The organism is Aeromonas sp. QDB34 (assembly GCF_027705405.1).
In the GTDB taxonomy this organism is placed as follows: Bacteria; Pseudomonadota; Gammaproteobacteria; order Enterobacterales; family Aeromonadaceae; genus Aeromonas; species Aeromonas hydrophila.
Genome location: NZ_JAPDBT010000013.1, coordinates 56684 through 76752, shown reverse-complemented (window position 1 = coordinate 76752; position 20069 = coordinate 56684). Strand labels below are relative to the sequence as shown.

At 62.1% G+C, this 20069-nt stretch carries 18 protein-coding genes; 11 read left to right on the top strand and 7 right to left on the bottom strand.

Annotation, left to right across the window (positions count from 1 at the left end; genetic code table 11):
- Positions 1-178: 178 nt before the first annotated feature.
- The 5 genes from metK to gshB all read left to right on the top strand — a co-directional run bounded on the left by metK (position 179) and on the right by gshB (position 4569).
- Complete coding sequence (metK, locus tag OKC29_RS16635; RefSeq protein ID WP_011706910.1) at positions 179-1330, top strand: methionine adenosyltransferase; 1152 nt, start codon at positions 179-181, stop codon at positions 1328-1330.
- 69 nt (positions 1331-1399) lie between these two features.
- Entirely contained in the window at positions 1400-1945 is a 546-nt protein-coding gene (locus OKC29_RS16630; RefSeq protein ID WP_073351198.1) for a SprT family zinc-dependent metalloprotease, read from the top strand.
- Between the two features lie 77 nt (positions 1946-2022).
- Positions 2023-2706 carry an endonuclease gene (locus tag OKC29_RS16625; protein ID WP_162275753.1) on the top strand — a complete coding sequence of 228 codons (684 nt, stop codon included), beginning with the start codon at positions 2023-2025 and terminating at the stop codon, positions 2704-2706.
- A 63-nt stretch (positions 2707-2769) separates the two neighbouring features.
- Positions 2770-3501: a 16S rRNA (uracil(1498)-N(3))-methyltransferase gene (gene rsmE, locus OKC29_RS16620; protein ID WP_073351202.1), complete on the top strand. Its 732-nt coding sequence runs from the start codon at positions 2770-2772 to the stop codon at positions 3499-3501.
- 114 nt (positions 3502-3615) lie between these two features.
- Positions 3616-4569 (top strand): glutathione synthase, encoded by a 954-nt coding sequence (gshB, locus tag OKC29_RS16615; protein ID WP_016351589.1) that lies wholly within the window; start codon positions 3616-3618, stop codon positions 4567-4569.
- 93 nt (positions 4570-4662) lie between these two features.
- Here the strand turns inward: gshB and OKC29_RS16610 are convergent, their stop codons facing one another.
- A complete protein-coding gene (locus tag OKC29_RS16610; RefSeq protein WP_073351204.1) occupies positions 4663-6288 on the bottom strand; it encodes a methyl-accepting chemotaxis protein in 1626 nt (541 codons plus the stop codon).
- Positions 6289-6406: 118 nt separating this feature from the next.
- On the opposite strand from OKC29_RS16610, the gene OKC29_RS16605 reads away from it, so the two are divergent.
- Entirely contained in the window at positions 6407-6961 is a 555-nt protein-coding gene (locus OKC29_RS16605; protein ID WP_016351591.1) for a YqgE/AlgH family protein, read from the top strand.
- 46 nt (positions 6962-7007) lie between these two features.
- Entirely contained in the window at positions 7008-7430 is a 423-nt protein-coding gene (ruvX, locus tag OKC29_RS16600; RefSeq protein WP_011706917.1) for a Holliday junction resolvase RuvX, read from the top strand.
- 46 nt (positions 7431-7476) lie between these two features.
- Here the strand turns inward: ruvX and dtpB are convergent, their stop codons facing one another.
- Entirely contained in the window at positions 7477-8982 is a 1506-nt protein-coding gene (gene dtpB, locus OKC29_RS16595; RefSeq protein WP_044800522.1) for a dipeptide/tripeptide permease DtpB, read from the bottom strand.
- Between the two features lie 94 nt (positions 8983-9076).
- Between dtpB and OKC29_RS16590 the strand changes: the two genes are divergently transcribed.
- Positions 9077-9301 carry a hypothetical protein gene (locus tag OKC29_RS16590; RefSeq protein ID WP_123785037.1) on the top strand — a complete coding sequence of 75 codons (225 nt, stop codon included), beginning with the start codon at positions 9077-9079 and terminating at the stop codon, positions 9299-9301.
- A gap of 232 nt (positions 9302-9533) precedes the next feature.
- On the opposite strand, the gene yidZ is transcribed toward OKC29_RS16590, so the two are convergent.
- From yidZ to ampC, 4 genes are all read right to left on the bottom strand, one after another.
- Positions 9534-10505 (bottom strand): HTH-type transcriptional regulator YidZ, encoded by a 972-nt coding sequence (yidZ, locus tag OKC29_RS16585; RefSeq protein ID WP_044800523.1) that lies wholly within the window; start codon positions 10503-10505, stop codon positions 9534-9536.
- 176 nt (positions 10506-10681) lie between these two features.
- A complete protein-coding gene (locus tag OKC29_RS16580) occupies positions 10682-11635 on the bottom strand; it encodes a hypothetical protein (RefSeq protein WP_073351205.1) in 954 nt (317 codons plus the stop codon).
- A 30-nt stretch (positions 11636-11665) separates the two neighbouring features.
- Positions 11666-11989, bottom strand: a complete 324-nt coding sequence (locus OKC29_RS16575) for a Bor/Iss family lipoprotein (protein ID WP_043121263.1) — start codon at positions 11987-11989, stop codon at positions 11666-11668.
- A 721-nt stretch (positions 11990-12710) separates the two neighbouring features.
- On the bottom strand, positions 12711-13859 hold the full coding sequence (gene ampC / locus OKC29_RS16570; protein ID WP_073351207.1) for an FOX/MOX family class C beta-lactamase: 1149 nt from the start codon (positions 13857-13859) through the stop codon (positions 12711-12713).
- A gap of 190 nt (positions 13860-14049) precedes the next feature.
- Between ampC and OKC29_RS16565 the strand changes: the two genes are divergently transcribed.
- Genes OKC29_RS16565 through OKC29_RS16555 form a run of 3 tightly spaced genes read left to right on the top strand, consistent with a single transcriptional unit; the run spans position 14050 to position 17916 of the window.
- Positions 14050-14970, top strand: a complete 921-nt coding sequence (locus OKC29_RS16565; RefSeq protein WP_073351209.1) for an AAA family ATPase — start codon at positions 14050-14052, stop codon at positions 14968-14970.
- Positions 14970-15956 carry a DUF58 domain-containing protein gene (locus tag OKC29_RS16560; RefSeq protein ID WP_073351211.1) on the top strand — a complete coding sequence of 329 codons (987 nt, stop codon included), beginning with the start codon at positions 14970-14972 and terminating at the stop codon, positions 15954-15956. Before OKC29_RS16565 ends, OKC29_RS16560 begins: the two co-directional genes overlap by 1 nt.
- Complete coding sequence (locus OKC29_RS16555) at positions 15943-17916, top strand: transglutaminase TgpA family protein (RefSeq protein ID WP_073351213.1); 1974 nt, start codon at positions 15943-15945, stop codon at positions 17914-17916. Before OKC29_RS16560 ends, OKC29_RS16555 begins: the two co-directional genes overlap by 14 nt.
- Positions 17917-18158: 242 nt before the next feature.
- Here the strand turns inward: OKC29_RS16555 and OKC29_RS16550 are convergent, their stop codons facing one another.
- Positions 18159-19601 carry an alanine/glycine:cation symporter family protein gene (locus tag OKC29_RS16550; protein WP_011706925.1) on the bottom strand — a complete coding sequence of 481 codons (1443 nt, stop codon included), beginning with the start codon at positions 19599-19601 and terminating at the stop codon, positions 18159-18161.
- Positions 19602-20069 lie beyond the last annotated feature (468 nt).

Sequence of the window (20069 nt, the reverse complement as noted above, 5' to 3'; positions counted from 1 at the left end):
CCAAATGGGGTAAAGCGCGGATCTTGTTCGGCCAGAGGGCGGTAAAACCAAAATAGTGCTGGCAATCGAGGGGGGCGCTAACTAAAATGGACGTCCAGATGTAGATACCTCTACAATCATCCTATCATCACCCGGTTATTGCTGCGGCGATAACCCCAGACAAGCTGAGAATCCCATCATGGCAAAGCTGTTTACTTCCGAGTCGGTCTCCGAAGGCCATCCCGACAAGATTGCGGACCAGATCTCCGATGCGGTCCTGGACGCCATCCTCAAGCAAGACACCAAGGCCCGTGTCGCCTGCGAGACCCTGGTCAAGACCGGCATGGTCATGGTGGCCGGTGAAGTAACCACCACCGCCTGGGTAGACATCGAGCAGATCGTGCGCGACACCGTGCGCGACATCGGCTACACCCACTCCGACATGGGCTTCGACGCCGACTCCTGCGCCGTGCTGAACGCCATCGGCAAGCAGTCCCCGGACATCAACCAGGGCGTTGACCGCAGTGATCCGCTGGAACAGGGCGCGGGCGACCAGGGCCTGATGTTCGGCTACGCCACCAACGAAACCGACGTGCTGATGCCGGCCCCCATCACCTACTCTCACCTGCTGGTGAAGCGTCAGGCTGAAGTGCGCAAGAACGGCACCCTGCCGTGGCTGCGTCCGGATGCCAAGAGCCAGCTGACCTTCGCCTACGACGACGCCGGCAAGATCATCGGTGTGGACGCCGTGGTGCTCTCTACCCAGCACGCCGAATCCATCAGCCACAAGGATCTGGTGGAAGCGGTACGCGAAGAGATCATCAAGCCGGTGCTGCCGGCCGAGTGGGTCAACAAGGACACCAAATACTTCATCAACCCGACCGGCCGTTTCGTTATCGGCGGCCCGATGGGTGACTGCGGTCTGACCGGTCGCAAGATCATCGTCGACACCTACGGCGGCATGGCTCGTCACGGTGGTGGCGCCTTCTCCGGCAAGGATCCGTCCAAGGTTGACCGCTCCGCCGCCTACGCCGCCCGCTACGTCGCCAAGAACATCGTCGCCGCCGGTCTGGCCGATCGCTGTGAAATTCAGATCTCCTACGCCATCGGCGTGGCCGAGCCGACCTCCATCAGCGTCGAAACCTTCGGTACCGCCAAGGTTGCCGAGGATCTGCTGGTCAAGCTGGTTCGCGAGCACTTCGAACTGCGCCCGTACGGCCTGATCCAGATGCTGGATCTGAAGCGCCCGATCTACCAGGCCACTGCCGCCTACGGTCACTTCGGTCGCAACGAGTTCCCGTGGGAGCAGACCGACAAGGCCGAACTGCTGCGTTCCGCCGCCGGTCTGTAAGCGTCACGCTTGTGGTATAAAGGGGAGCCTGGCTCCCCTTTTGCTTGTCCGCCATTTGCCGAGAACCCGATGTCCACCACCGCTACCCGCCTCGATCCCGCCCTGCACCAGCAGTTGCTCGCCCGTGTCGACGCCTGTTTTGTGCAGGCCGAAGCGCGCCTTGGCCGCCCCTTTCCCCGCCCGCAAGTCCATTGCAACATGCGCGGTCGGGCGGCAGGGTCGGCGCGGCTGCAGACCTGGGAGCTGCGCTTCAACCCGGCCCTCTATCAGACCAACCAGCAGGCGTTTCTGGCCGAGGTGGTGCCCCACGAGGTGGCCCACCTGCTGGTTTATGCCCTTTGGGGTGAACATAGCGGCGAAGGGCGTGGCAGATCGCGGGTGCTGCCTCACGGACGCCAGTGGCAATCGGTGATGCGGGAGGTGTTCGGCCTTGAGCCCAGAACCACCCACAGCTTCGATCTGGCGGTCCTGGCGCAGCCGACCATCCCCTATCGCTGCCTCTGCCAGCAGCATCAGCTGTCGGTGCGCCGCCACAACAAGGTGGTGCGCGGCGAGGCCCGCTACCACTGCCGCCGCTGCAAGCAGCCGCTGGAACGGGTTGGCTCGTCGCAGTAAGCCAGCCGGTGTCGCGTCCCTGTGCTAGGGTGCCTCTCTGCTTTTTCCGCCAACCATCTCATTTGCCAAGGATCACCATGTTTCGTCCCCTGCTCTCTCTCGCCCTGACCCTGCTGGTCAGTCTGCCCCTGCATGCCCAGACCTTTCGCGCCGCCAAACAGGATCTGAACCGCCTCTATCAGGATCACCCGGTCACCTTCTACTGCGGCTGCAAGATTGACTATCAGGGCAAGAAAATGAGCCCGGATCTGGCCAGCTGCGGCTATGAGCCGCGCAAGCAGCCCAAGCGCGCCGCCCGCATCGAGTGGGAACACGTGGTGCCGGCCTGGGAGTTCGGCCACCAGCTGCAGTGCTGGCAGCAGGGCGGCCGCAAGAATTGCGGCAAGAACGACGAGTTCAACCAGATGGAGGGGGACATGCACAACCTCTTCCCCGCCATCGGCGAGGTGAACGGCGATCGGGCCAACTTCCGCTTCTCCGACTGGAATGGCACCCCGGATCAGTACGGCCAGTGCCGGATGCTGGTGGACTTCAAAAATCGCCAGGTGCAGCCGCCCAAGGGGCCGGTACGTGGCCAGATCGCCCGCGCCTACCTCTACATGAGCCAGCAGTATGGGCTGCGTCTGGCGGCGCAACAGCGTAAACTGTTCGAAGCCTGGGACAGGCAATACCCGGCCGACGGCTGGGAGTGCGAGCGCAACCGCCGCATCGGCAAGCTGCAGGGCAATACCAACCCCTTTATTGAAAAGCAGTGCCGATAACCCCATCTATGGACACAAGGGATTTAAAATCCCTCTTCTTGAACCAGAGACTGACACTGAGCCATGCGCATTCCACGTATCTATGAACCGGCCGCCCTGCAGGTGGGCCAGACCCTCGCCCTGTCGGAAGACGGTGCCAACCACATCGGCCGGGTGCTGCGCATGCAGCCGGGTCAACAGCTCGAGCTGTTCAATGGCGACGGCAACCAGTACCCCGCCACCATCGCCAATGTGGGCAAGAAGTCGGTGGAAGTGACCATCGACCGCTGCGACACCCACTCGGTAGAGTCCCCGCTGGCCATCCACCTCGGTCAGGTGATCAGCCGCGGCGACAAGATGGACTTCACCATCCAGAAATCGGTGGAGCTGGGCGTCACCTGCATCACCCCGCTCTTCTCCGAGCGCTGCGGCGTCAAGCTGCCGGCCGATCGGCTGGAGAAAAAACGCGAACAGTGGCAGAAGGTGGTGATCAGCGCCTGCGAGCAGTGCGGCCGCAATACCGTGCCCGAGGTGCGCATGCCGATGGAGCTGGACGCCTGGCTGGCGGAAGAGACTCAGGAGCTCAAGCTCAACCTGCACCCGCGCGCCCCTTACAGCATCAACACCCTGCCCATCCCTGAGCACGGCGTGCGCCTGCTGATCGGTCCGGAAGGGGGCTTGTCGAGCGACGAGATCGCCCGTACCGTGCAAGAAGATTTCAAAGAGATGCTGCTGGGGCCGCGGGTGCTGCGTACCGAAACAGCCGCCCTGACGGCAATTACTGCGCTGCAATGCCGATTCGGCGATCTCGCTTGATACCATGGGCCGCATCGATCAACCCCATGGCAACCTCGATGCAGCCGCAAGCGGCCGATTACGCTGCGCTAATCGACCCTACAACCCCCTCGAGCCATTAAGAAGGAACAGCGGATGACCATTAAACTCGGCATCGTGATGGACCCCATCTCGGCCATCAACATCAAGAAGGACTCCAGCTTCGCCATGCTCGAAGAGGCGCAAAAGCGCGGCTACGAGCTGTTCTATCTGGAGATGAAAGACCTCTACATGGAGGCCGGTCGCGCCTTCGGTACCATGCGCCCGCTCACCGTCAAATATGACTATGCCGACTGGTACAGCCTCGGCGAGGTGGTGGATCAGCCGCTCTCCAGCCTGGACGTGATCCTGATGCGCAAGGATCCCCCCTTCGACACCGAGTTCATCTACGCCACCTACATGCTGGAGCGGGCCGAGGATGAGGGCTGCCTCATCGTCAACAAGCCGCAGAGCCTGCGCGACGCCAACGAGAAGCTCTACACCGCCTGGTTTGCCGAACACACCCCGACCACGCTGGTGACCCGCCGTGCCGACAAGCTGCGCGCCTTTCACGCCAAGCACAAGGACGTCATCCTCAAGCCGCTGGACGGCATGGGCGGCGCCTCTATCTTCCGCATGAAGGAGGATGACGCCAACGTCGGCGTCATCATCGAGACCCTCACCGAGCACGGCAGCCAGTACTGCATGGCGCAGACCTATCTGCCCGCCATCAAGGATGGCGACAAGCGGGTGCTGGTGGTGGATGGTGAGCCGGTGCCCTACTGCCTGGCCCGGATCCCGGCCCAGGGGGAGACCCGTGGCAACCTGGCGGCCGGCGGCCGTGGCGAGGCGCGTCCCTTGAGCGAAGCGGACTGGGCCATCGCCCGCGCGGTGGGTCCGACGCTGAAAGAGAAGGGTCTTATCTTCGTCGGCCTCGACATCATCGGCGATCGGCTGACCGAGATTAACGTCACCAGCCCGACCTGCATCCGCGAGATTGAAGCAGCCTTCGACGTGCACATCACCGGCATGCTGATGGATGCCATCGAGCGCCGACTGGCCAAGGCTTGAGCGGCCCCAGCCACGACTACAGGCGATAAACAACAGAGGCGGCCCGGGGCCGCCTCTTTTCTATCCTGTTTTTTCTATCCTGCCTCTGCCCCGTCAGCAGCGGAACTGTCCCACCTTCACCTTGAGTTCGCTGGATAGCTGTTCCAGCTCGTGGCAGCTCTGGTTCAACTGGGAGGCGGCCTCTGTCGATTCGCTGGCGATGTGGGCGATATTGACCACATTGCGGCTGATATCCTCGGCCACCTTGCTCTGCTCCTCCGCCGCCGTGGCGATGTGGGTATTCATCTCGTTGATCACGTTGACCGAGCTGACTATCTCGCCGAGCGCCTGACCGCAGGCCAGCACGGTGCGGTTGGACTGCTCCACCTGATCCAGTCCCAGCTCCATGCTGGAAGCCGCCTGGGTGGCCCCCTGCTGCAACTTGACGATGGTCTTGCCGATCTCCTCGGTGGAGCGCTGAGTACGCTGGGCCAAGGTGCGCACTTCATCGGCCACCACCGCAAACCCCCGCCCCTGATCGCCGGCCCGCGCCGCCTCGATGGCGGCGTTGAGCGCCAGCAGGTTGGTCTGCTCGGCGATGCCGCGAATGGCGTCCATCACGCTGCTGATGTTGCGGCTGTCATCGGCCAGCTGGGTGATCATGGCGGCGGTGTTCTGGATCTGGGACGACAGCCCGGACATGCACTGGATGGCGTCCGCCACTATCTGGTGACCGTGCCGGGCACTCCCGTCGGCATGGCGCGCCGCATCGGCAGCGTTGTTGGAGCTGTTGGCCACTTCCGCCACGGTCGCGCTCATCTGGTTCATAGCGGTCGCAGTCTGATCGGTCTCGGCCTGCTGCTGGGCGAAGCGCTGGCGGCTCTCGACGCCGATATGAGCCAGCTGGGCCGACTCCCTGGCGAGCTGCTCCGCCATGCCGTTGATCTGGGTGATCAGCTCGCGAAAATGGCAGATCACGTCGTTGAGGGAGTGGGCCAGCCCGCCCATCTCGTCCTTGCGCAGCACCGGTGCCAGCTTGCTCAGATCGAGATCCGTCTGCATGCCGCGCAAGATCCCCCCCATGGCAGCCAGGGGCTGGCTGACGCTGCGCCCGGCCCACACCCCGAAGAACAGGATGCAAGCGCCGCCGACCACCAGCAACAAGACAAACAGCCGGTTGAGCTGCACCCTGAGTCCGTTGAGCTCGGTCATGTTCTTCTCGGCCTCCTTCAGCTGGTACTCCACCAGGGCGCTGATCCCGTCGCTGACCGGGTCGATCACCCGATAGAGCGGCATGATATGGGCGGCCAGCTGACCCTGATTGCTCCCCTGCATGTCCGCCAGGATCTGCATCACCGCCTCAATCTCCCGGTCTGCCGCCGCAAACAGCCCCTGCATCTGGTCGGCTTCCCGCTGCTCCGCCTGGCTCATCGGCTGGCTGCGGTAGCCTCGCCAGATGCGCTTGATCTCCTGCTGGGCGGCGCTCATGTCAGCGCGCGATCTGGCGGGGTCAAAGCCCCCCACATTGGCCTTGTTGGCCGCATCGATCACCTTGACCGCGTAGAGATCGGCGATCTGCTTGAGCTCCTTGAGCTGCACCACCTCCCCCTGATACATGCTGTTCATGCCTGCCATCAGCTGGGACATTGCCTGGACAGCCCCGATCACCAGCAGCACCAGTGCCAGCAGGGGTACCACACAACCCAGGATCAACTTCTGTCTGATCGAAATACCTTCCATGGTGTTATCTCCATCCTGGCTGCGGCGGGGAACCGGCCCGCAAGCGGTAAAAAGCGGTTTTGCCCGCCTCGGCGAACTGCCATAATTGACCCAAATACCTTTGCAATATTTGGCCCATATGCAAACACTGCAAAATCACTTCCTGCTCGCCATGCCGAGCCTCTCCGATCCCTATTTCGAGCGTTCGCTGGTCTACCTGTGCGAACACAGCGAAGAGGGTGCCATGGGGCTGGTGGTCAACATCCCGGTGGACATGTCGCTGGATGCCATGCTGACCCAGCTCAAACTGGCACCGCCCCCCAGCCCCGAGCTCAAGCAGCCGGTGTTGCAGGGAGGGCCGGTGCACGCCGACCGCGGTTTCGTGCTGCACAGCTTCCGACCCGGCTTCAACTCCACCCTGCAGGTGGGAGACGAGCTCATGGTCACCACTTCCAAGGATATATTGGAAACCCTGGGCACCGAGGAGGCCCCCGCCCACTGGCTGGTGGCGCTCGGGTATGCTGGCTGGAGCGCCGGCCAGCTGGAGCAGGAGCTGGTCGACGGTGCCTGGCTGGTGATACCGCCCAATCCGGATCTGGTGTTCAAGACCCCAATCCATCAGCGCTGGCAGCAGGCCGCCGCCAGCATAGGGGTCAACCCCATCCATCTATCCAGCGACATCGGCCACAGCTGATGCCGTTTGCCACGCATTTCGCGAGGCATTTTGAGGAATCAATGCAATGTCATCACGCAGTATCATGGGCTTTGACTACGGCACCAAAAGCATAGGGGTGGCTATCGGTCAGGAGCTTACCGGCACGGCCCAGCCCCTGCGCGCCATCAAGGCCAACGACGGCATCCCCAACTGGGACGACATCGACAAGCTGCTCAAGGAGTGGCAACCGGATCTGCTGGTTGTCGGCCTGCCACTCAACATGGACGGCACCGAGCAGGAGATCACGGTACGAGCCCGCAAATTCGGCAACCGGCTGCACGGCCGCTTCGGCAAGCAGGTGGAGTTCAAGGACGAGCGGCTCACCACCACGGATGCGCGGGCGCGTCTGTTCGAGCGGGGAGGTTATCGGGCGCTGGAGAAAGGCAGCGTGGACGGGGTCTCCGCCCAGCTGATCCTGGAAGCCTGGATGGAAGAGCAGTACGGTTGACAGCCGGGGGAGAGGCAGGTCAATCCTGCCCCTCCCCATGCCTGCATCAGGCCTTGGCCTGTTGCGAGAGCAAATCCTCCCCTTCTTCACCCTGACCGGCATGCATCATGCGGTTGAGCCAGGGCACCATCAGCGCCATTACCACCGCCACCAGCAGCGTCACCAGCCCAATCTTGCCAAACACGTCCGTGTAGATGGGCAGGGTCTGCAGCGGATCGGTCACCCCTTGCGGCACGGCGGTAAAGGTCGCCACATAGCCCCCCAGCAAAGAGGCCATCGCCTGGGTCAGGAACCACATCCCAAGGATGAAACCCATCAGCCGCTGCGGCACCAATGCCGCCACCATGGCCAGCCCCAGGGCGCTGATCATCAGCTCTCCCAGACTCTGGAACAGATAAATGAGCACCATGAACCAGGGTGAGGTGAGCCCCTGTGCATCGGCAAACCAGATGCCGGACGCCGCCGCGGTGAGAAAGCCGAGGGAGCAGAACAGCATGCCCAGAGTGAACTTGAGGGGCATGGTGAGATCCCGCCCCTTGCTGCCCAGCCGGGTATAGATCATCGCCAGTACCGGGCTGCCTACCACCACCCAGAAGGGGTTGAGCGCCTGGAAGCTGATGGGGTTGACGCTCATCCCCAGCATCTCGTGATGCATGTTGTTGATGGCAAAGAAGTTGAGCGAGGTCGGCATCTGGGCGTAGAGCACGTAGAACACCACGGCTTCCAGCATCAGCACGAAGGCCACGTACATCTTGTTGCGAGCCACCGCATCGAGCTTGAAGGCCTCGCGAAAGAAGAAGATCACCACGGCCAGGGTCACCGTCATCAGCACCATGTTGGCGATCACCACGTGGTGCATCAGCCAGGCGCAGAAAAAGACCAGCGCCACCGACCCCAGCAAGACCAGCAGCAGCTTGCCGTAATCGAGCGGCAGATGGTCGGGCTCGGAGCCGATGTCCTTGACCATGTGACGACAGGCGAAGAAGGTCAGCAGCGCGATGACCAGACCCACCCCGCACAGGTTGTAGGTCACCGTATAGCCGTAGTGATCGGCGATGACCGGCGCCAGCGACAGCGAGATGAGCGAGCCGATGTTGATCGACATGTAGAACAGGGTGAAGGCCCCATCCAGCCGGGGATCGCCACGCTCATAGCACTTGGCGAGCAGGCTGGCGGGGTTGGCCTTGAACAGGCAGTTGCCGACCGCGATGGTGCCCAGTGCATAGAAGATGAGGTCGGGATTGTAGATGGACATACCGGTCATGAAATAACCGATGACCAGCACGATGGCCCCCAGCACCATGGTGCGCTTGGTGCCCAGCACATGGTCACCCACATAACCGCCCACCGAGATGAGGCCATATACCAGCGCCGAGAAGGCACCGAAGGTGATGAACGACTGCTCCTGTGAAAATCCCAGTTGCTGGACGAAGAACACCGCCAGGATCCCCTGGACGCCGTAATAACCGAAGCGCTCCCAGAGTTCGACGAAGAAGATCATGAAAAAGGGTTTGGGCTGTTGCAACAACCCGGTCGGGGCCGATGGACGCATGCTAACCTACCTGTCTGTATGTATTTTGTTATTTATCAAGGGCCCGCAGCCTACCCGGCCTGGGTCATAAACTTGTTGCTGTGGATCGAGCGACGTGAACAAGGTGCATGTTGCGCCAGGGTGGACAACCTGCTTCAACACAGTTCATTTCTCCGGCCAGGTCATCGGCGCCGTCATGGCTGCTTGCCTGATCGTCAGCGGGCAGACACACAACCGGGCATCGAACGGGCCTTTCTGTCCTGTCGCGACACGCTTTCATCAAGATGGCTCGGCATTTTCGCCTAAAATTAAAAAGCCGAGCTATCTTCACTATTTATGATAATCCACCGTAATTTAAGCAAATTAACCACAGATCACACTTGTAACTATGCTTTATGTGACATTTTCTAATTCTGGCGGATAAGTTTTTCTCGTGAAAAGAGGTTCACTCGAGACGTGCATTCGCTGCCGTTGTGTGTATGAGGTGTCTTCAGATGGCTCACTGTATGGGAGTGTGAGCCTGGCTATGGTGCCTGGGGGAAAACCGTGCGGCGTCCGATACGCCGCCAGGTTCAGGGCGCCAGGGGGCTCGATTCCCGGTGGTAAAGCCGCCGGATCTCGTTGAGCAGCCACATCACCTTGGCATCCTGGTTGTGGCGCTTGTGCCAGAGCAGGATGAAGGTCAACTCCAGCTGCTGATAGAGCGCCTCTGGCAGAGGGAGCGGCATGGTCATCAGATTGGGGTGATATTTGGCCGCATAACCGGCGCAATAGGAGGGAGCCACGGCGATCAAATCATTGTCGGCCTGGGAGGCAATGTGCAGGGATTGCTCGAAGCTGGAGACCATCACCGGCACTCGGCGTGCCAGCCCCTCGTCTTCCAGCAGCAGATCCAGCCCCCAGGTCTCCAGTACCTCCAGCACCACACTGCTGTGAGGGCAATCCAGAAAGTGCTCCAGTGACCACTCCTGCTGCAACAGCGGGTGATCCTTGCGCAGGAAGACCACTGGCCTGTCGCAGAACAGCACCTCATGATCGATGTAATAAGGCAGATTGCGAAGTTTGAGCTGGGAGCGGCTGTAGCTCTCCCGCACGCAGACGCCGAGATCCGCATCGCCGTTGACGATGTCATCCAGCGAGTTGCGATTCCAGCCCAGCATCTTGACCACGGAGTTGGGATAGGTCCCATGAATGGTCATGGGCAGATCGCTCAGCAGGCTGTTGTAGAAGGGGGACTGCATCACCAGATTGAAGCGGGCGCCATCGGGGATCGCTTCGCTGTTGAGGGCGGCGATCCGCTCCGTGAGCTGGAACCAGACCGTCAACTCCTCTTCCAGGGTCAACGCCAGGTTGGTGGGCTGCAACCCCTTGCGCCCGCGCACGAACAGCGGGTCGGCAAACCACTCCCGCAGCTTGGCGAGCGCCTTGCTCACCGTGGAAGGTGTCACACTGAGCTGTTTGGCCGTGCCCGCCACGCTGCGCTCCGCCATCAGGTATTTGAACACCACCAGCAGATTCAAGTCGAGCTCACTCAGTGTTCGCATGCTTCCCCTCCTCAAGGCCTCCTGTCACTGCACCGCTCATCCGGGCTGCGTGCGCCGCGCCGCAGCTTGCGGCGCACCAAATATGCCGGAGGCTCCCTTCACAGGGTACATGGCCGATCATCGCGATGCGATAGCGCCCACCTCCAACCCTCAACAATCGTCGGTTTTACGCCCAGTCAGCGCGGATTGACCAGCCATACCAGGCCATCCAGCTCGGGAAAGCCCACCACCATCAGCCGGGAGCCATGGTCACTGTTGAAAGTGGCGACATAGCCGAGGGCACTCTCTTTAGCCTTGGCCAGCGCGGCGTTATGGTGATAATCCACGGCCGTCCAGTCCGCCCCCTTGGCGGGATCAAATCGGCACCGCTCAAAACCGGTAAACTGCAGACGATCGAAGCGGGTATGGCCGGATGAGATCCCCTCCCCCGTCAGCGTGCATCCGGCGGCCAGCAGCTCCATCGTGATGGTCACCTTGTCGCCATTGCGCGTGCTCTCCACATTACCCAGCAACTCGGTGCCATATCCGTTGTTTGCATGCCAGCTGCCCGTATTGACTCCCCGGGTCTTGAGCTCGGTCAGCGCGACCTTGCCCGACCAGGTGGGATAGCTATCTGTCCCGGTTGCGGCGAGATTGAGCTCGATATTGCTGGCCACCCCGACCACCGGATGTTCAGTGACAATCTGTGGTTGCGCATGCACGGTACGCTCGTAAACAACATCGGCCTGCCGGATAGCCTGGGCTGCAGCAATGCCATTGTCTCTCTCCAGGTAACTCGTACGATGAAGCCGAGCGCTGGCCGGCTTGCTGGTCGTTGTCTCATCCCCGTCGTTCAACCACCACCAACTGGCTACCACGCCGTTATTGGCCCAGGCACTCCAGCGCGGGTAAGTCCCGCCATCTCGTTTTTCATACTGCAGGGCATAACCGCTCGGACCCGCCTTACCATCGGCGCTCATGTAATTCGCCTGATAGAGCACGGCGTTGGGCACAGTCACATGTTCCACCTCGAATGATTTGCCCGGCGGTACCGAATTGGCTGGATCAGCCCCTTTATCGTCACTCCCGCCGCATCCATAAAGCGAACCGGTACAGATACCGGCCAGCAGCAGACCATTGATCTTCTTCACAAGCCTTTCTCCTTTTTTGTTATATCGTCATCACGCGGCGCAATAGATCCTGGCCGATCGTGGAGTATAAAAACCGTAGGTAATGCCACTGAGCATGGAATCCAGAAAGCTAACGTTTGTCTCAATGCTGATGATATTTTCGACACCATGACAGATGGCTGCCGCATCCACTTTTTCATTCAAGCCAAGATCGATATCGGAAAAGAAAAAGTGGCTGGTTATCTCGGTGGAATTGACCGGCCTGGCAGAGCCAAGCTCGAACCGCTGCGAGGCATTCACATCAATGACCTGTTTGGCACAGCCACCACTCAGGATCGCCAGAAACAGGACAACGGAATATTTGCCAACAAACATTCATACAACCTTTCATGTGATGTCAGGAGGAGATACCAAGCCTTACAGATAGATACCCGGTAACAGGTACACCAAGAGATGCGATAGCATCGCACAATACAATCAAGTTAATTATCAAATAGCTTTTTTTCAGATACAGACGACACTGGCCATCAGCATGCTGCCGGCATGTGACCATTATTTAAAAAGAGATGTAAGAGAATAGCGGTTCAGCCTGTATGCCGGTATATATCCACACGCGGCAAAATATATTTTTATGATGGCGACAAGTATGTCGTTGTGCCCTGTCGGCGTCTATAACAAAAAGAGAAGTCAAAACATTCCATTTCAGACATGATGTTGCGCGTTTGTGTGATAAATACTGCTACGCCAGCCACCACCAGATCACTGGCTGCGAGGTGGCATCTTTATATTCATTGAATAGGTGAATCGTCACGTTGCTTCATTTGGAACATATTCTTGTATGCCATTTATCAGACTGCGTGAATATGTTGGCGCGCCATATTGTTGCGCAACAAATATCGCACTGAATGGCGCAACAATAAAATCGGGCTCATCTCGTGATGGAAATGCGCTTCAAGGAGGGCGGGCAAACCAGAAAAGCAGGTTCAAGGTGCCCCGACAGGGCGCGGCCATGAGGCAACAACGCCGGGACCCGCCCGGCGTTGTTCAGTATCCATCTCTTGCTCCGATCGGGCCGGTTGCCCTTCGCAGCCCCGGCTCAGGGTGCCAGCTGGCTCAAAATGGCATGGGCCGCGCTGACTCTGGCCTCAATGGGATAGTTGCGATTGGCCAGCATGACGATGCCGATCCCTTTGGCGGGCACGAAGGCCACGTAGGCACCAAAGCCACCGGTCGAGCCGGTCTTGTTGTAGAGGCGCATCGCCCCGGGCGCGGCTGGCGTCTCGAACTGAGTGATCGGATTGGCCTTGAGGCTCACCGCCGGGGAGTTGCCCGCCAACAGCGTCTGCTCGCTGACCGGGTAGGCGTAGCTCTCCCAGCCCAGCCCCTGAGTCATCTCCCCTACCCGGTAAAAACCGGTGTGGGTCAGGGCGATCGCCTGTTGCAACGCCTTGTCATCAACCCCACTGATGTTGGCCTTCACGAAGGCGAGCAGATCCGCCGAGCCGGTCTTAATGCCGTAGGCCTCGTCCGCCAGCATGCCAGGGTTGACCCTGATGGGCTTGTCCTCTTTCGAGTAACCGAAGGCGTAGCGAGCCATGGCGGCCTCGGGCACCTGCAGATAGGTGTGCTTCAGCCCGAGTGCTGGCAGCAGGGTCTGCTCCATCAACGTGGCAAATGGCTGCTGCAGGCTGTTCGCCGCCAGATGGCCGAACAGGCCGATGCTGGGATTGGAGTACTGACGCTGGGTCCCCGCCTGATACGGTGGCACCCAGTGCCGGTAATAGGCCCGCATGGTATCGCTCGAATCAACCTCGTCGGGGAATTGCAGCGGCAACCCCCCGGCACTGTAGGTGGCGAGCTCCGCCATGGTGATGCCATCGAAGGCGGAGCCCTTGAGCCAGGGCGCGTGCCCGCTCACCTGGTCATCGAGCTTGAAGCCCCCCTTGACCACTGCGTAGGCGCCAAGGGTGGCGGTATAGGTCTTGCTGACCGAGCCAATCTCGAACAGAGTCTGCTCATTGACCTTGGTCCCGGTCGCCACATCGGCCAGCCCGTAGTTGAAGTAGTGGGCCTGCCCCCCCTTCAGCACGGCGACCGCCATGCCAGGGATCCTGTGCTGCTTGAGCACGGGGCGGATGGCGTCATCCACCACAGCCTTCAGCGGATCGACGGGGGCCGCCAGGGCGAGCGGGGCAAGCAGCAGGGTGCCGAGGGCCAGCAGTGGCAGGGCTCTGGTCTGTTTCATGGCAAGAATCTCAGTATGTTCAGGAGCTGCCAGCCTAACCGGCCAACGTGTGCCAAGCATGAACCGGGGTGAAGTCTGTGTGAAGTCGCCCACCAAATCATCCAGATTCAATGGGTTATCCATGACTTGTCCCCCTTGCCCGGCAACGGGCGTATAAGCTGTAGGGGCGGCATCACACAGGGAGGCGCACGTGCAGACACAACCACAGATAACCCGGCTGCTGACGGCACTGGAGCAGGTGATCCTCGGCAAGCCGTTGCAGCTCAAGATAGCGCTGGTGACCCTGCTGGCCCGCGGCCACCTGCTGATCGAGGATCTGCCCGGCATGGGCAAGACCACCCTGGCCCATGCCCTGGCGCAGGTGCTGGGGCTCGACTGCCGGCGGGTGCAGTTCACCGCCGATCTGCTGCCGGCCGACCTGCTGGGGCTGCAGATTTTTGATCCCCACCAGCAGCAGTTTCGCTTTCATCCGGGCCCCGTCTTCGCCCAGATGCTGTTGGCGGACGAGATCAACCGCGCCAGCCCCAAGGTGCAGAGCGCCCTGCTGGAGGCCATGGCCGAGGGCAAGGTGAGCATAGAGGGAGAGAGCCACCCGCTGCCCTCTCCCTTCTTCGTCATCGCCACCCAGAACCCGGCGGATCAGGCGGGCACCTATCCCCTGCCGGAATCCCAGCTCGATCGCTTCGCGGTACGCCTCTCCCTCGGTTTTCCCACCCCGGAAGCGGAGCGGCGACTGCTGCGCGGGGCCAGCCAGATCGCGCCCCTCGAGCGGCAGCTGAGCGCCGCCGAGCTGGCCGCCCTGCAGGCCGAGGCGGCGCAGATCCACCTCTCCGATGCCAGCCTCGACTACCTGTTGGCGCTGGTGCAGCAGAGCCGCTTCGACGCCGAACTTCCGCAACCACTCTCGCCCCGTGCCGCCCAGACCCTGCTGGCGGTGAGCCGGGCCTGGGCCCTGGTGGCGGGCCGCCGCTTCGTCAGCGTGGAGGATGTGCAGGCGGTCTTCCCCTATGTGGCCGAACACAGGCTCAGGGGCAGCTTCGGGGTGCAGCGCGGCGAAGCCTGCCCGCTGAGCCAGCGCCTGCTGGCCCGGGTCGATCCGGATCGCCCCTGATGAACTGGCGCCAGCGCAGGACCAGGTGGCAACAAGGCTGGCTGGCCCGGCGCATCCCGCCGGCCCGCCAGATCACCCTGCAGGGGCGCTGCCTGTTCATCCTGCCCACCCGGCTCGGCCTCTGGTATCTGCTGGTGATGCTGGCCATCTATCTGCTCGGCACCAACTACCAGAACAACCTGGTGTTGCTGGTGGCCTACGGCCTCGGCAGCCTGTTCATGGTCACCATGTGGCTCACCCACCGCAACCTGCTGGGGCTGTCTCTGCTGGGGGGGCCCGCCGTGCTGGGAGAGGCGGGCAGCTCCTTGCCCATGCCCATCACGGTGCGCAGCGAACGGCCGCTGCAGGCGCTGCAATTTTCCCTCAATGAAGGGCTGCTCTGGCTGGCGCAGGTGGACGCGGTGCCGCAACCCCTGCTCCTGCCGGTGCTGGGCCCCCGGCGCGGGCGCCTGCCGCTGGAGAGGCTGCGGGTGGAGAGCCGCTACCCCCTCGGCCTGTTTCGCTGCTGGACGCTGCTGGACCTGCAGCTGGAGGGCTGGCTCGCTCCGGCCCCCGAGTACGGCCCCCTGCGCGGGGAGGCGACGGCCGATGCGGCGGGCAACCGGGGGCAGCCCACTCCGGCCTCGATGGGGGACTTCGACATGCTGCGGGCCCACCAGAGCGGGGAGCCGTTGAGCCGGGTCGCCTGGAAGCAGCTCGCCCAGGGACGCGGCCTGCTGGTGAAGCAGTTCTGCGAGCCGGGACAGGATGATACCCACCTCAGCCTGCAGCGGGTCGGCGGGCGGGATCTGGAGCAGCGGCTGGCGGTGCTCGCCTGGTGGTGTGACGACTATGCCAAGCGGGGCATTCCCTTCAGCCTGACGCTGGCGGGCCAGACGCTCGGGCCGGACAGCGGGGCCGCCTTTTTGCAGCGCTGCCGGCTGGCGCTGGCCCGCGTCGATGCCGTGGAGCCGCCGCAGGAGGTCGACCTCGATGCTGCTCGATAACCGGCGCTTACTGCCGCTGCTCGCCCTGCTGCAACTGCTGCTGATCCCGGCACTCTGGCCCCAGTTGCAACTCTGGGTGGTGACCGTTTCACTGCTCACCCTGGGCGTGCGGGCCATGATGCTGTGGCGGGGCTGGCGTCCGCCACCTGCCGCCGCGCTGGCACTGCTGGCCATGCTGGGCGTGGTACTGCTTGGCTGGCAGTGGCGCCAGCTCGGCACCCTGCCGGCCCTCATCAACCTGCTCTGGCTCGGCTACGGCCTCAAGCTCATCGAGGTCCGGCGAGAGCGGGATGTGGAGCAGGTGCTGCTGCTCGCCTTCTTTCTCGTCGCGCTGGCGCTGGTGCAACGGCAAAGCATGGGGTGGGCCCTGGCGATGACGGGGGCGCTCTGGCTGGCGGTCACCACCTTGCTGGCGGCGGTGCAACCCCTCGGCCAGCGGCTGTGGCGCCGTGCCGGGCTCATCCTGCTGCTGGCCATCCCCCTGCTGCTCACCCTGTTTCTGCTGCTGCCAAGGCTGGCGCCACTGTGGCAGATGCCGAGCAGCAGCCGCGCCCTCTCCGGCCTCTCGGAGGAGGTGGCCCCTGGCGACATCAGCGAGCTGGTCAACTCCTCCGAGCTGGCCTTTCGCATCACCTTCGCCGCCGCGCCGCCGCCGCCAGAGGAGCGCTACTTCCCGCTGATGCGCCAGGAGCTGTTCGATGGCCGGCGCTGGTTGCTCAGCGACCAAGTTCGCCGCTGGCAACAATCCCAATCCGTGCAGATGCTGCCGGCGGCCAATCCGGCGACCCCGCTGCCGGCCGGCAGCTATCAGGTGATCGCCGAGCCCCAGCGCCTGCGCTGGACCCTGGCCCTGGCCAACCCCGAGGTGTTGAGCGGCCCGGTCACCTTGAGCCCCCTCGCTACCCTCTATCGCCAGGATCGGGGGGATGGCCGCGTCAGCTACCGGGTCAGCACGGCCACCATGGCGCCACCAGCCGATGACGCTGCCCGTCACCTCAACCTGCAGTTGCCTGCCGGCGGTAACCCAAAGGCTCGGGCCCACGCCCTGGCGCTCAAGACCCGCCATCCGGCGCCAGAGGCGCTGGCCGCCGCCCTGCTGGGCGAGTTTCGCCAGGGCGACTTCTACTACACCCTGCAGCCGCCGCGGCTCGGACAAGACGGGGTGGATGATTTTCTGTTCGAGAGCCGGCGCGGCTTTTGTGGTCACTACGCCACGGCCACCGCCTTCGTGCTGCGGGCGGCCGGCATCCCGGCCCGGCTGGTGACCGGCTACCTCGGCGGCGAGTGGAATCCGAGGGGCAACTACCTGGAGGTGCATCAGTTCGATGCTCACGCCTGGGTGGAGTATCTGGATGAGCAGAACCGCTGGCAGCGGCTCGATCCCACCGCCGCAGTGGCCCCCCAGCGCATCGAGGGGGGCATGCCGGCGGCCCTGGGTGGCGAGTTCGCCGCCGCTGACCCGCTCTCTTTGCAGCGCTATCGCAACTGGGCCCTGCTCAACCAGTTGCGCTGGTGGGGGGCCAATCTCGACTACCAATGGACCCGCTGGGTGCTCAACTATGATGCCGCCAGCCTGTGGCAGCAGCTGGGACAACGCTGGCCGGTGCTGGCCGGCCATACCCACTGGCTGATCCTGGCCGCCCTGCTGGGGGTGGCCAGCCTGGTGGGCGGCCTGCTGATCTGGTGCGGCCCGGCTCCGCTGCCCCTGCGGCTATGGCAGCCCCTGCGCCGGCGCGCCGCCCGCCATGGCTGGCAGCCCTTGGCGGGGGAGAGCCTGGCCAGCTGGTGCGAGCGCCTCGCCGGCCTCAGACCTACCTTGGCGCGGCCGCTGCAACAGGGTGCCTGGCTCTACCGGCGCTGGCGTTATGCCCCCTTGTCGGCGGCGCAGCGTCACCGTACCTTGCGCCAGCTGCGGCGACGGTTGCACCAGATCTGCCGGCGCTGGGATGCCCACAGCTGACGGCAGTGCAGCGTCAACACACCTTGCACAAGGTGCGGCGACGACTGCGCCAGATCTGCCAGCGCTGGGATGCCCGGTACTGACGGCGGTGCAGCGTCAACATACCTTGCACAAGATGCGACGACCGCTGCGTCAAATCTGTCGGCACTGGGATGCCCGCCACTGACAACGGTGCAAACGGCGCCCAAACAAAAGGGGAGCCAGTGGCTCCCCTTGTTGTCAGACAACGGCGACTGCGAGGCTTATGCCTGCTTGCTGTTTTGCGCCGGATTGTCCCAGATCCCCTCTTCCAACTGGCTGCGGATCTCGGGGTACTTGTTGGCGTCGAAGGTGGGCACCTTGCCCAGCTTGAGCTGGTCGTTGTAGTCCCGCGCCAGCTTGATGGCCACCCCGGAGAGCAGCAGAATCGCCACCAGGTTGACGATGGCCATCAGCCCCATGGAGACGTCCGCCATGGCCCACACGGTCGGCAATTCGCCCACCGAGCCGAACATCACCATGCCCAGCACGAACATCCGGAACAGCATCAGACCGCCCTTGTGGTTGTGCTCGAGGAACACCAGGTTGGTCTCGGCGTAGGAGTAGTTCGCCACGATGGAGGTGAAGGCGAAGAAGAAGATGGCCGCCGCGATGAAGATGTTGCCACCGCCACCGATCTGGGAAGAGAGCGCCCGCTGGGTCAGCTCCACCCCGGTGATGCCGGAGCCCGGTTCGAACTGGCCGGACATCAGGATGATAGCGGCAGTACAGGTACAGATGACGATGGTATCGAGGAACACACCCAGCATCTGCACGTAACCCTGAGAGGCCGGATGCGGCGGATAGGGCGTCGCGGTCGCGGCGGCGTTGGGAGCGGAGCCCATACCGGCTTCGTTGGAGAAGAGGCCGCGCTTGATGCCGTTGATCATCGCCTGGGAGATGGCGTAGCCCAGCGCACCGGAACCGGCCTGCTCAAGACCGAAGGCGGACTTGATGATGAGGCTGAATACCCCCGGCAGCTCGCTGATGTTCATGGCGACCACGAACAGCGCCATCAGGATGTAGGCCAGCGCCATGAAGGGCACGACCAGCTCGGCGAAACGGGCGATGCCGCGAATTCCGCCGAAGATGATGAGACCGGAGAGCACCACCAGTGCCAGACCGCTGACCCAGTCGGGAATGCCGAAGGCCACGTTCATCGCCAGGCTGATGGAGTTGGCTTGTACCGCGTTGAACACCAGACCGAACGCCAGGATCAGGCAGAGCGAGAACAACACCCCCATCCAGCGCATGCCGAGCCCCTTCTCCATGTAGTAGGCGGGGCCGCCACGGTAGTTGCCGTCCTCATCCTTGACCTTGTAGAGCTGGGCCAGGGTGCTCTCGACGAAGGCGGTCGCCATGCCGATGAAAGCGATCAGCCACATCCAGAAGATGGCACCCGGGCCACCCAGATAGATGGCCACCGCCACCCCGGCCAGATTGCCGGTACCCACGCGGGCGGCAAGGCTGGTACAGAGGGCCTGGAAGGAGGAGATACCGGCGTTGTCTGATTTGCGGCTGTTGCGCAAGACGGAGAACATGTGGCCGAAGTGGCGGATCTGGATAAAACCCAGGCGGAAGGTGAAGAAGATGCCGACGCCGATGAGCAGGTAGATGAGCACGGCTCCCCACATCAGGTCGTTAATCATTGCGATCAAGGTGTCCATATTTCTCTCGTTGTTATCACATCCATGGTCAGTCTGCGCTGACCCCTTGCTGTCTGTTTCTGAATTTGCGGTTCACTAAAGGGGCGGAATCTAGCATAGCGAGGGAGTTCAGAATAGTGATCGGGATCACTGCGGAAACAAAAAACGAGCGATCCAGTGCATTAAAGCTTCATTTAACTCGCAAAATTTCAACAAAACTGAGAATCCAATCAATCAGCCGACAAATTAGACCCAAAAGAGCACTTTTTGGCAATTATCTATATAGAGGTAGAGCAAGCAGAGAAGGGGGCAAACCATTACGCAAGCGTTTACCCATCCGGGCAGCCAAAACCCCTTTGTTTCGCCAAACGTTTTACACGTAATAAAATTTCAAGAGGCTGATCGGACAATTTGTGTGATCGATGCCACAAAACCGATAATCAACCAAAAAAGTTGTTTTTGGCGGCCGCTAAATTCACTCCGGCAAAA